We start from the raw sequence: 12,556 nt of genomic DNA, 5'->3' as shown, positions 1-12,556 counted from the left end.
GGGTCTCTTTTTGGGGCGTTCATGAGGTCGCGTGGCTCAAGCGATAGCGGGGCGGCGCAGACGGGTCGTCGGTGTGACGTCGCGTCGTCCGACCCGAGCCATATTTCTGACATGGTCTATTCCTACAGTGTCCTCCGAGGCCGCAGCACCGCGCGCACCGCTCGGTGCCGGCACCAACCGGATGGAGACGTGCGCATGCGAATTCCGAAACCCCTGGTCGTCGCGCTGGCCACTGCGATCGCCGCTCCCGCGATGGCAGCCAGCAACACCCTGGTCGGCTGGGCGATGCTGCCGGCAGACAGTTTTTCCGATGGCCCGACGTCCGGACAGATGGCCAGTGGCAACCCATACGGCACCTTCCCGCCGCCGTACGATGACCGTCAGCCTGTGCAGGGGTTTTCCGCAGTGTTGCCCGGTGCCGACGAAAACAGCTTCATTGTCATGACCGACAACGGCTTCGGCGCTCGCGAAAATTCGGCCGACACGTTGTTGCGGCTGTACAGCGTGCAGCCGGACTTTCGCACGGCAACCGGCGGCACTGGCAAAGTCGGCGCCAGCGATGTGCTGAGTGCGGCCCCACTGGCACGCTTCAGCCATCCGTCGCGGCTCACGCTCAATGACATCAATCGCAGGCTCGCCTTGCCCATTCAGGCCGACTACCGCTTCTACTATAACGACGGCTCGAAACCGCCCGTTGACGCCTCGATCAGCTTTGGTCGCCTGCTCACCGGTGCCGATCTGGACATCGAGTCGGTGCGTCAGGACAAGCACTGCGCGATGTGGTTTGGCGATGAGTTCGGACCTTATCTGATCAAGACCGACGCCTCCGGCACCGTGACCCGCAGCGCCATCTCGCTGCCCGGCGTCTATGCGCCACACCATGCGGATGTGGTGGCGGGGCGGGCGACGGCGAACCTCGCAGCTTCAGGTGGCTTCGAAGGGCTGGCGATCAATCCCCGCGGCGACCGGTTGTATGCGCTGCTTGAAAAGACCGTGCAGGGCGATCCGGCGGGTACCCTGAGGATCAACGAATTCGATATCGAGCAGGAGCGTTACACCGGCAGGGTGTTCCTGTACCGCTTGCAGTCCCCCGAGCATGCGATCGGCGATATGACGGCCATCGATGACCGTCGTTTTCTGGTGATCGAGCGCAATGGCGCGACGGCTACTCAGGGCGAGCCGTTCAAGAAGATCTACCTGATCGATACGCAGGCCGTCGGCAGCGGTGGAGGGGTGCGCAAGACCGAGCTGGTCGACCTGATGCAACTGGCCGATCCGCACGACTTGAATGGCGACGGCCAACGCCTGTTCAGCTTTCCCTACGTCACGATCGAAAGCGTATTGCCGCTCGATTCCCGGACGCTGCTGGTCATCAACGACAACAACTTTCCAGGTGGAGGTGGGCGCGAGCGGGCCGCGGACGCCACCGAATTTTTGAAGATTCGTCTGGCGAGCCCCATCGCCGGGGTTCGACCGGCCTATCTTCAGCGCGACAAGCAATTGCGTCGCTGCGACGCGCCGAAAGCCTGATCATCGACGCGCGCTGGAAGCTGGGCGCCTGCGCGCCTTACTTGCAGGTGCCCAGCCGGCGCTACGCGGCTCAGGGCTCGCCTATCTGAACCACCAGCTTGCCGAAATTCTTGCCCTCGAGCAGGCCGATGAACGCCTCGGGTGCATGCTCCAGGCCCTGCACGATCTGCTCGCGGTACTTGATCCTGCCTTCGGCATACCAGGCGCTCATGTCCCGCGCAAACTCACCGTAGCGATGGCCGTAGTCGTTGAAGATGATGAAGCCCTGCACGCGCATCCGCTTCTTCAGGATGGTATCGAGCAGCAATGGCAGACGGTCCGGTCCCTCCGGCAGATCGGTACTGTTGTACTGCGAGACCACACCGCAGACCGGAACGCGGGCGCTGGTGTTGAGCAGCGGCAGCACGGCGTCGAAAACCTTGCCGCCGACGTTCTCGAAATACACATCGATCCCGCTGGGGCAGTGCGCGGCCAATTGCTGCGCGAAGTCGTCCGCGCGGTGATCGACACAGGCATCGAAGCCAAGCGTCTCGACTGCATGACGGCATTTTTCGGGCCCTCCTGCGACGCCCACCACCCGGCATCCCTTGAGCTTGCCGATCTGCCCGACCGTGGCGCCCACCGGCCCGGTAGCTGCCGCCACCACCAGGGTTTCCCCGGCTTTGGGCTGGCCGATGTCGAGAAGGCCCATGTAGGCCGTGAAGCCCGGCATGCCCAGCACGCCCAGCGCGTGCGACGGATGCTTCATGTCGGGCTCCAGCTTGAGCAAGCCTTCGCCGTTGGAGATGGCATAGTCCTGCCAGCCGTTGCCGCTGAGCACCCAATCGCCTTCCTGGTAGTCGGCATGGCGGGACTGGACAACCCGGCTGACGGTGCCGCCGACTATGACATCACCTACCTCCACCGGCGCGGCATACGAGGGGCCGGCGCTCATGCGTCCGCGCATGTAGGGGTCCAGCGAGAGGTAAACGGTGCGCAGCAACAATTGCCCATCGTCAGGGGTAGGCACCGGGCCGGTTTCAAGGCGGAAGTTGTCCGGCGTCGGCGCGCCATGTGGGCGTGAGGCGAGATGAATGCGACGGTTGTGTTGCGGGGTCTGGGTCATCGGGGGGTCTCCATGGTCAGGGCGACGCCGGCCGATCAGCGTGATGCGGTCGACCGGCGTGTGCTCGCGGTTCAAGCGACGGCGGGCCAGGTCTGGCGACGCGAGGAGCGCCGACAGGTTGCGCCGCTGCCGCCTGGACTTTACCCGCATGTGAACGGGCGCGGGCTGACGAGTTCGACGGGCTCGGGGGATTTTCCAGCCAGCCCCGATGAGGTGCGGTTCTGCCATTCGCCATCGGGGGTGACCTGCCACGTTTCGTAGCCGATACGGCCCTTCAGACCGCGCCGGCGACGCGTTGCATGCGCTGATTCGGTCGAACGGTCGATTGCAATTCAGGCGTGTCAATAGCTCATCGCTGATAAATGCGACATTTCATTGCCATGCAGTGAACCTCGCCGATCTTCCCCGGTCCGACCTGAGCGCTGTGCTCGAACGCCGAGAAAAGCGCCGCAGCGGCGCCTGGCACTAACCCTGTGGACTGTCGCCGGGTTACTGCCGGCTGGAATGACACCTGCCTCTCGCTCAGAGATCAAGCGACCTATGGATCAGATATACGCCGTCGTACTGTCGTACAAACGCAAGGACTTGCTTAAACGTTGTCTGGACGGAATCAGCGCTCAGACCCGGCCATGCGATGCCATCATCGTCGTCGACAATGCCAGCGATGACGGGACCGAGCAGATGTTGCTCGAATCAGGGGTGCCCAACCTGAAGGTCTATGTGCTGTCGCGAAACACCGGCGCCTCGGGAGGCTTCAGCGCCGGTTTCCGCATCGCTTACCAACAAGGTGCCGACTTTGTCTGGATGATGGATGACGACGTCATACCCGAACCGGACGCCCTGGAAAAATTGATCGAAGCCGACCAGCAGCTGCGTGTGCGTGACAAGCCGAGCTCGTTCCTCGTTTCGATGGCCAATACCGAAGATGGGCTGGTGACCAATGTGCCGCGCATCGACGAACGTCCCAACGCCATCGCCTATGAAAACTGGCCGGCATTGCTCGACCTCGGTGTGATTCCGGTGCGCCCCGCGACCTTCGTCTCGATCCTCGTGCCGAGGGCGTCGCTGGAGCGCCACGGCCTGCCGATCGCCGCCATGTTCATGTGGGGCGACGATACCGAATTCACCCTGCGCATCAGCCAGGACACACCGGGCTATCTGGTGGCGGCGAGCAAGGTGCTGCACGTGCGGCGCGTCAGTGGCGCCATCGATATTCATCGAGAGACCGATCCGAACCGGGTCGCGCTGCATCGGCATCTGGTGCGCAACGATCTATTCGTGGCGCGCAAATATTTTCGCAAGCGCCGGGTGCTGGGCCTGCTGGTTTCACGCCTGGGCCTGGTGGCCCGGTTGCTTCAGCGTCGCCAGTTCCGCAAGGCCAGGATCGTCATCGACGGCCTGCTCGAAAGCTACCGTTTTTCGCCCGAACCAGAAGCGGCCGACGCGCCGGTGGAGGCGCTGGGCGTGACCGTACGCGAACTGGTCCCAAAGCCGGCCAGCGTAATATCGACGGCCGTTGATGCGCCGGTGGCTGGCGCCGCTACGCCCTCGGTCGTTGCGAGCGAGCGCCGTGTCGAGGCTGATCGCGAGGGTCTGGAGAACAGACCTTCGGTGGGGCGGAACATGCGTGTGCTGGTATGCGGCTCAGGCGGGCAGGTAGGCCATTGCCTGGTCAATCAGGCGGCGAGCTTTGGGCTCGAGGCCATCGGCCTGGCCCACCAGGATCTGGATATTACCGTTCCGGCGCAGATCGAGCAGGCCATCGAGCGCTACCAGCCGGCGTTGATCATCAACGCGGCGGCCTATACCAATCTCGATCACGCCGAAGCCGAGGTCGCGCATGCCGAAGCCGTGAATCGTGACGGGGCGGCCAACCTCGCTCGCGCCGCCCGGCGTTTCGGCATCCCGTTGTTCCATCTGTCCAGCGAATACGTCTTTGCCGGGGACGGCTCCGTGCCTTACCGGGAAACCGACCCGGCGCTGCCGAACTGCGTATACGGTTCCACCCGGCGCGCGGGTGAGATCGCCATCGGTGAGGTTCTGGATCGCTACCTGATCCTGCGCACCAGTTGGATCTACGGCGAACATGGCAACAATTTCGTCAAGACCATGCTCAACCTGGGTCGCAAGACGGGCGAAATCTCGGTCGTGAGCGATCAGGTCGGATGCCCGACCCGTTCACGCAGCGTCGCGCGGGTGCTGATCGAGTTGGCGCTGCGTTATTGCCGTGACGGCGATCTCGAATGGGGCCTTTACCATTACAGCGGGGCATCGGCTTGCTCGTGGGCGGAATTCGCCGTGGAAATCTTCCAGGAGGCCGAGCGGGTCGGCCTGATCAAGAAGGCCCCCCGAGTGCTGCCGGTCACCAGCGGGCAGTTGCCGCGCGCCGCCGCCCGGCCTGCCTGGTCAGTACTCGATTGCAGCCGGATAGAAAGCACCTTTGGCATCAAGCCCAAGCCGTGGCGTGACGAGTTGCGTCATGTGATCCGGCAGATGTGCGACGTGCCTTCGGCTCCCTTCGGGCCGGCGCCCAGCCGCGTTCCGTTCAGGACCTATCCGCAGATCGGTGAAGAGGGACCCAGCCTGGCTCAGCTGGCGGTCGCGCAAGGAGCGGGCCAACATTGATCGTTACATCTGGAAAACTTTTTTCCTGATGTAACGGTCTGATCTTCACGTTTGAACGAATGGAATTGTGTGATGACCGATTCAGCTGTTAGACGAGTAGGCGTTTCAGGTACAGGGATGATCTCGCACTGTTTCGTTCGGCTGATCATGCAGCATTATAAAGACCTGCAGATCAGCCGGGTCCTGACCCGCAGGAGCACCGCCTCCCTGGCCGACTTCCCACTGCGCGACGCATTGACCAACTCCATCGACGAACTCATCGCGCACTCGGACATTATCGTCGAATGCACGGGCGATGCTTTTTTCGGGACCGAGGTGATCGAGCGGGCGTTCGAAGCGGGGCTGCCGGTGGTCACCGTCAATGCGGAGCTCCAGGTCACCACGGGTTCCTACCTGGCAGGCAAGGGCTTGCTGACCGAAGCCGAAGGCGATCAGCCTGGCTCGTTGGCAGCGCTGCGCGAAGAAGCCGTTCAAATGGGTTTCCGGCCCCTCGTGTACGGCAACATGAAGGGCTATCTGAACCATAACCCGAGCCGCGACGACATGGCTTATTGGGCCAGGCGGCAGGGCATCAGCCTCGAACAGACGACCTCCTTCACCGACGGTACCAAGTTACAGATCGAACAGGTGGTGGTGGGCAATGGTTTCGGTGCGACCATCACCCGGCGAGGCCTCGAAGGGCTGGCATCGACCGACCTGACCCGCAGCGGCAACGTACTCGGCCTGATCGCCGAAGGCATCGGCCAGCCCATCGTCGACTACGTCTTGCCCAACGGCTACCCGGCCGGCGGCGTTTTTCTCGTTTGCCGTCACGATGAGGAACAGGCGCAGGCCATCGAGTACTTCAAGCTGGGGCCCGGCCCGTATTACGTGCTGACACGCCCGTTCCATCTGTGCTCGCTTGAGGTCGGGAAAACGGTGCGCCGCGTGCTGGCCGGCGGTGGCGTGCTGTTGAACAACTCCACCCAGCCCACGCTGGGCGTTGCGGCGATAGCCAAGCGTGACATGAAGGCGGGCGAGGTGATCAGCCGAGGTATCGGTGGTTTCGATGTGCGGGGCGAAGCGGTGCGGCTTGCTGACGAACTCGACCATGTGCCCATCGGCCTGCTTCGCAACACCGTGCTCAAGCGGGCGGTCGAGCCGGGCCAGCTGATCACGTTCGATGATATCGAGATTCAACCAAGCCGCGTGCTGGACATCATCGTCCAGCAACGTCAGAAAATCATCGAGCGAGCCGAGACGCATGCCCAGGCGGACGGATTCGTCCAACAGGTGCTGAGATGAAGCGGATAACGGACGAGGCCCAGGTCTGGGCCGATGGCTACAGCTTCGTCGAGTTCGAGCGAACCGGGACCGGCCTGGTTCCGTATGACCATGCCCTCCACACATCGAGCCCGCGCTCGCCGTCGCCAGACGCCGAGCTGTCTGTGGCCGAGCGGTGCGAGCAAGGCCCGGCGACCTGCATGTTCCTGGCCTGATTCGTCGCGCTCGTGACGGCCGGTCGCCTCATGCGGGTCGAGTCTGATTGCCGACCGTCGTGGCGACCCCGGCTTCACTGATGGCGGTCAGGACGCTCCGGGCGATGCGAACGACCGCACCGCCAAAACTGGCCGCTTCGTCCTGAGCATCCTGCTCGCTTTGAAACACCGCCAATACGCTGCCGTACGAGTAGACGACTCCCCAATCACCCGCATTTGCGCTATCCGTGTTCGTGTTTTCCATGATGTCTTCCCGAAAAGTCACGGCATGTGACGTAATTACGGCGCATAGATATCATGCCGTCAAAACCTCGACAATCGCCGTTCGGCGGCTGCCTCCAGCCGCCCTGGCGAGGTCGCGGTGCCGCTGGTTTTTCCCGAGAGACGCGCCTGCGCCAGCCGACCAACAGTCGCCGCTCGGGCCGGGCAAGCGGTTGAGACCCGTGACGGAAAGCGCGGCAGAGACAGCTCATTCAGGGCTCGCCCCTGATCGCGCCAGGGCGCTCGCCCGGGTGCGTTTCGTGGCCCATCGGGGTGGTGTCCGGGAGGGTCACCTGGGGCTCGGCGAAGTCGGGGCTGTGCACTTCCGAGTCGAGCGGCATATGGCTATAGCGCTGCTTGTCGCCCGTGCGGGGCGATTGGTGGGCGTGCCCGGTCTCGGTCAGCATGCGCTTGGCCTCGCAACGTCCACTGATGCCCCGGGCCAGGGCCAAGCCGCCCACGGCCAGTTGCAGCATCCCGCGCAGGCCCCCGCGGCGCAGGCCCTTGCCCAGCAACATCAATCCGCCGGCAACCGAAGCCGTGCGTTCCCAGCCGTGTACGTTTTGCGGCGCGCGCTTGTCTAAAAGTCGATTCATGGCGGTTTCCTGAGGTTCGTCTCGTGGGTCATTGCATTGGGCACCAAGGGAAGGTGACTTGTTCTAAACAGGGGATAAGCGGTGGCGATCGATGCCGGCGTTAGCGGTCATGCCGTCAGCGCTTGACAGCGGGGCACGCCTTCTGCAAATTCCGCTAAACGTAATTAGATTACGCAAATTTGATGACGGCGCTCCGAGCTTCGGCGCCAGCAGGACAATGAACCATGTATCAGGCTTACGTTCGTTACATCCCGTCGTGCCGATTCCGGGTGCCGCTGGCGCCGGGCACGCGCTTGGGCAAGCGCATGGGTCGCTGACATGAAGACGCTCGGCTTTCGACTGACCCTCGGCGATCACCTTGGTCGCAGTGTTCGGGGTATTCCCTGTGCGCCGCCGGGCTGACGGTTATCCACGTCACCCTTCAATGCACAGCCAGTCAAGGAGCCAATCATGGCCGACTTGTTTGAAAATCCCATGGGCCTCATGGGCTTCGAGTTCATCGAATTCGCCTCACCCACTCCGAACACCATCGAGCCAGTGCTGGAAAGCATGGGCTTTACCCATGTCGCCAATCACCGATCGAAAGACGTGGCGCTGTACCGCCAGGGCGAAATCAATGCCATCGTCAATCGCGAGCCCAAGGGCGTTGCCGCTTATTTCGCCGCGGAGCATGGGCCCTCGGTGTGCGGTATGGCATTCCGTGTCAGGGATGCGCAGAAAGCCTACGCCCGTGCCCTGGAACTCGGTGCCCAGGCGGTGGAATTGCCCACCGGGCCGATGGAGCTGCGCCTGCCGGCGATCAAGGGAATCGGAGGCGCTCCGTTGTATCTCATCGATCGATTCGGTGAAGGCAGCTCGATCTACGATATCGATTTCGTCTTTCTCGACGGTGTCGATCGCCACCCGGTCGGTGCCGGCCTGAAGATCATCGATCACCTGACCCACAACGTGTACCGCGGCCGCATGGCCTATTGGGCGGACTTCTACGAGAAGTTGTTCAACTTCCGCGAAATCCGCTACTTCGACATCAAGGGCGAATACACCGGCCTTACGTCCAAGGCGATGACCGCGCCGGACGGCATGATCCGCATCCCGCTCAACGAGGAATCGAGCAAGGGGGCCGGGCAGATCGAGGAATTCCTTATGCAGTTCAACGGCGAGGGCATTCAGCATGTGGCGTTCCTCACCGATGACCTGATCGCGACCTGGGACAAGTTGAAGGCCAGCGGCACGGTGTTCATGACCGCGCCGCCGGAAACCTACTACGAGATGCTTGAAGGACGGCTGCCCAACCATGGCGAGCCCGTGCAAGCGCTCAAGTCGCGGGGTATCCTGCTCGACGGCGCCACGGAGAACGGCGAGCAGCGCCTGCTGCTGCAGATATTCTCCGGAACGCTGCTGGGCCCGGTGTTTTTCGAGTTCATCCAGCGCAAGGGCGACAGCGGCTTCGGCGAAGGCAACTTCAAGGCGCTGTTCGAATCCATCGAGCGCGACCAGATCCAGCGCGGTGTGCTCAGCACCGCCGACTGATCGGGCGGGACGGCGGCCGGTGTGGCTGCCGTCCGCTCGCTAGCCTTCTTGATGGCGCCGCAGGCGGCCGAGGCGCCCAGGGGCGTTACGCATGGTCGTTTGCTGCGCTTTGCGGCGCCTGCGTCTTGATGAAGTCGACGAAGGCACGCAGCGGCAAGGGCATATGGTGACGCCCGTGATAGTAGAGATAGGGGCCGTCGAAGTGTTGCCACCAATCCTCGAGTATGGGCACCAGGCGCCCATCGGCGAGCGGTTCGCGCAGGAAATCCTCGAAGGTGTAGATGATGCCGAGTCCGTTTATGGCCGAGCGGGTTTTCAGGTCATGCGATGAGGTCAGCAATTGCCCGCGTGGTGGAATACGCAGGATTCGGCCGTTTTTTTCGAACTCGAACACACCTACTTTCCCGCTTTCGAAGCGATGGCCCAGCAGTTCGTGGCCGCTCAGTTCTTCGGGATGACGAGGCGTGCCGCGCGCCGCCAGGTAGGCGGGGGCCGCGGCGGCGACGAAGCGTTGGCGGCGTGGACCGATAGGCACGGCGATGGTGTCCCTGGCCAGGCTTTCCTCGTAGCGCACCCCGGCGTCAAACCCGCCGGCGGTCACGTCGATGAACGTATTGTCCATCATCACCTCGACGCTGACGCCGGGGTAGAGCCTGAGGAAACGTGCCAGCAGGTCCGGTAGCAGGAAGCGCGCCACCGGCACCGGCACGTTCAATTTCAGCGTCCCGACGGGGCGATGTGCCTCGTCGTCCAGGTCGTTGAACGCGTCGTCGATCTGCCGCAGCGCCGGGCGCAGGCGTTCGAGCAACCGCTCGCCGGCGGCGGTCGGGGTGACGCTACGGGTGGTGCGGTTCAGCAGGCGCAGGCCCACGTCGCTTTCCAGGCGGCGCATGCAATCGCTCAGCGAGGAGGCCGAAAGGCCGCGCTTGTTTGCCGCGGCGCGAAAGCCGCCAGCGTCCACCACGGCGGCGAACAGCGCGACATCGGTCAGGTTGGGTTGGCGCATGGCAGCTCCTGGATCTGGTTGAACTGTACGCCGGCGCGTACAGGGCATCCAGAAAAGACCGGATTATCATAGTCCAGTCGTACACCAATAATCCTCTCTCGTCCGGGTGTACCGGACTCCATGAGACGAAAAGAGGATTTCAGCCATGTGGAACCTACCCACTCCCCCTAAGACGGGCACGCCGAGCAGGCCGTACCCTGTGTTGCGGATGGCTCGCGCGCTGCTTGCCGGTGTCGCGCTGGCGGGCGCCCTTGTCGCGGAAGTCTCGGCCAGGACCGCGCCAAAACCCGACTGGTCGACCAGTGATATGCCCAGCCAGCAGGGCCGCATCGTCCTGATCACCGGCGGGACCAGCGGCATGGGCTACGAAGATGCCCTGGCGCTGACCCGCGCAGGCGCCCAGGTGATTATCGCCGCACGCAATCCCGAGCGAGGCCAGCAGGCAATCGAGCGTATTCAGCAAGCGGTACCCGATGCCCGCGTGCAATTCGAAACCCTGGACCTGGCTGACCTGGCGTCCGTCCGTAGCCTGGCCAACCGCTTGCAGGCGCGGCTGCCGCGAATCGACGTGTTGATCAACAACGCCGCCATCATGGCGCCGCCCACGCGCGGTACGTCCGCGGACGGTCATGAGCTACAGCTGGCGACCAACTATCTGGGGCATTACGCCCTGACTGGCTTGTTGTTACCCATGCTGCGTGAGAGCGACGACCCGCGCGTAGTCAGCCTGTCGAGCATCGCGGTTGCCAGGGGCCGCCTGAACTTCGCGGACTTGCAGGCCGAACGCGACTACAACCCCTACGCGAGTTATGCGCAGTCCAAGCTGGCCGTACTCGCCTGGGCTCTGGAGCTGCAGCGGCGCAGCGATGCGGCCGGTTTGGGCATCCGCAGCATCGCCGTGCATCCGGGAGTCGCTGTCACTGAGCTGATCGCGCGAGGGCCTGGGTTGAACAGCGAATTCGGCAAGCAATGGGCGCAGGACCGCGACGAGTACCACTCCGCGGCCCAAGGCGCCTTGTCGACCTTGTACGCCGCAACGGCGCCGGACGCGCTCGGTGGCGGCTATTACGGGCCTACCGGCGAGGACGAGAAACGCGGACCGCTGGGGTTCGCCCGACTGCCCGATGCCGCGGCCGACCGCTCCCTGGCCGCCGAGCTGTGGCAGGTATCGGAGCGCCTGACCGGTGTGACCTACCCCTGAGTGCCCGCGGGTGCGAGAAGACCCCGCGCCCACGTCCACCGATCTTTCCGGAGTGCCCATGAACGCTTCCTCTCTGATGCACCGCCTGAGCAGCATGCTCAACGCCGAGGACCACGAGCTGCGCCCTGCGTTGCAAGGTTTCCTGCTGTTCGTCTGTCTGTTCGCGGGTTACTTCATGTTGCGCCCGATTCGTGAGTCGATGGGTATCGCAGCTGGCGTCGAGAATCTGCAATGGCTGTTCACCGCGACCTTCTTCGTCATGCTGGCTGCCGTGCCGCTGTTCGCCTGGCTCAGTGCCCGTGTGCCGCGCCTGTATTTCATCGACTGGGTGTACGGTTGCTTCGGTGCGAATCTGCTGGTTTTCGCTGTGCTGTCACAGGTCCAGGCCGACAGCCAGTGGATCGCTCGCGTGTTCTACGTGTGGATATCGGTTGGCGGCCGTTCTGCTCGGCATTGCCATGGCGCTCAAGGGCGTGCTGATGCGCTGGAGGCAGGAGGGCGGGGCCGGACGCCACGCGGCGGCATCGACGCCAAGCCCGCGCCATCCCTTGCGCGGAAACCCTTTCAGCGGAATGACAGCGGTCGTGAGGTCCCCCTACCTGCTCGGCATCGCAGGCTTCGTGGTGTTGCTGGCCACCGTCACGACCTTTCTCTATTTCGAACAGGCGCGTCTGGTGGCCGAGCATTTCCCGGATCGAGAGACGCAGATTCGCATCTTCGGTGTCATCGACCTGGTGGTCCAGGCGGGTGCCTTGCTGTCCCAGTTGTTTATCGCCGGACGCGTGGCCAAGCGGCTCGGGGTGGGTGCGCTGCTGGCGCTGGTTCCCCTGCTGATGTGCGCGGGATTCGTCGCGCTCGCGCTCGCACCCAGCTTCGGCCTGCTCGCTGCCTTGATGATCGTGCGGCGTATCGGTGAATACGCCTTCGTTCGACCGGGGCGGGAGATGCTCTTCGCGCCGCTCGACGCCGAGAGCAAATACAAGGCGAAGAACGTCATCGACACGGTCATCTATCGCGCGGGCGATGCCGTCAGTGGCTGGGCCAAGAGCCTCCTGGACATGCTCGGCCAGGGCGCGGGGCTGGCGGCCCTGGTCGGCGCCCTCTGTGCCTTGTTGTGGGGGCTGTTGGGCTGGCAGCTCGGCAAGCGGGCTGATCGGGAGGCGAACTCGTCCACCGCGTCGGGATTACCCGAACCCCTGGGTGCGATGCCGACCCCCGACAGCG

General features: G+C 63.7%; 10 protein-coding genes and 1 pseudogene. 7 read left to right on the top strand and 4 right to left on the bottom strand.

Features of this window, described 5'->3' with window-relative positions:
* Positions 1-195: 195 nt before the first annotated feature.
* Positions 196-1,530 carry an esterase-like activity of phytase family protein gene (locus GQA94_RS15715; protein ID WP_158188902.1) on the top strand — a complete coding sequence of 445 codons (1,335 nt, stop codon included), beginning with the start codon at positions 196-198 and terminating at the stop codon, positions 1,528-1,530.
* Between the two features lie 70 nt (positions 1,531-1,600).
* Here the strand turns inward: GQA94_RS15715 and GQA94_RS15710 are convergent, their stop codons facing one another.
* On the bottom strand, positions 1,601-2,635 hold the full coding sequence (locus GQA94_RS15710; RefSeq protein WP_158188901.1) for an NADP-dependent oxidoreductase: 1,035 nt from the start codon (positions 2,633-2,635) through the stop codon (positions 1,601-1,603).
* A 540-nt stretch (positions 2,636-3,175) separates the two neighbouring features.
* Between GQA94_RS15710 and rfbD the strand changes: the two genes are divergently transcribed.
* The 3 genes from rfbD (at position 3,176) to GQA94_RS15695 (ending at position 6,738) form a co-directional block, all read left to right on the top strand.
* Complete coding sequence (rfbD, locus tag GQA94_RS15705) at positions 3,176-5,260, top strand: dTDP-4-dehydrorhamnose reductase (protein WP_158188900.1); 2,085 nt, start codon at positions 3,176-3,178, stop codon at positions 5,258-5,260.
* 117 nt (positions 5,261-5,377) lie between these two features.
* Positions 5,378-6,544: an SAF domain-containing protein gene (locus tag GQA94_RS15700; RefSeq protein WP_158188899.1), complete on the top strand. Its 1,167-nt coding sequence runs from the start codon at positions 5,378-5,380 to the stop codon at positions 6,542-6,544.
* Entirely contained in the window at positions 6,541-6,738 is a 198-nt protein-coding gene (locus tag GQA94_RS15695; protein ID WP_158188898.1) for a hypothetical protein, read from the top strand. Before GQA94_RS15700 ends, GQA94_RS15695 begins: the two co-directional genes overlap by 4 nt.
* A 28-nt stretch (positions 6,739-6,766) precedes the next feature.
* Here the strand turns inward: GQA94_RS15695 and GQA94_RS15690 are convergent, their stop codons facing one another.
* Positions 6,767-6,982, bottom strand: coding sequence for a hypothetical protein (locus GQA94_RS15690; protein WP_158188897.1), 216 nt, complete (start codon positions 6,980-6,982; stop codon positions 6,767-6,769).
* 229 nt (positions 6,983-7,211) lie between these two features.
* Entirely contained in the window at positions 7,212-7,595 is a 384-nt protein-coding gene (locus tag GQA94_RS15685; protein WP_158188896.1) for a YgaP-like transmembrane domain, read from the bottom strand.
* A gap of 450 nt (positions 7,596-8,045) precedes the next feature.
* Between GQA94_RS15685 and hppD the strand changes: the two genes are divergently transcribed.
* Positions 8,046-9,125: a 4-hydroxyphenylpyruvate dioxygenase gene (hppD, locus tag GQA94_RS15680; RefSeq protein ID WP_158188895.1), complete on the top strand. Its 1,080-nt coding sequence runs from the start codon at positions 8,046-8,048 to the stop codon at positions 9,123-9,125.
* 85 nt (positions 9,126-9,210) lie between these two features.
* Here hppD and GQA94_RS15675 read toward each other — a convergent pair whose 3' ends face one another.
* On the bottom strand, positions 9,211-10,131 hold the full coding sequence (locus tag GQA94_RS15675; RefSeq protein ID WP_158188894.1) for a LysR family transcriptional regulator: 921 nt from the start codon (positions 10,129-10,131) through the stop codon (positions 9,211-9,213).
* Between the two features lie 208 nt (positions 10,132-10,339).
* Between GQA94_RS15675 and GQA94_RS15670 the strand changes: the two genes are divergently transcribed.
* A complete protein-coding gene (locus GQA94_RS15670) occupies positions 10,340-11,332 on the top strand; it encodes an oxidoreductase (protein WP_158188893.1) in 993 nt (330 codons plus the stop codon).
* Between the two features lie 58 nt (positions 11,333-11,390).
* Positions 11,391-12,489: pseudogene (locus GQA94_RS15665) on the top strand (NTP/NDP exchange transporter); the annotation flags it as partial.
* Positions 12,490-12,556: the final 67 nt, after the last annotated feature.

It is taken from the genome of Stutzerimonas stutzeri (genome assembly GCF_009789555.1).
GTDB classification, from domain to species: Bacteria; Pseudomonadota; Gammaproteobacteria; order Pseudomonadales; family Pseudomonadaceae; genus Stutzerimonas; species Stutzerimonas stutzeri_R.
The sequence above is the reverse complement of the archived record's forward strand: the minus strand, read 5'-3'. Positions and strand labels throughout refer to the sequence as shown.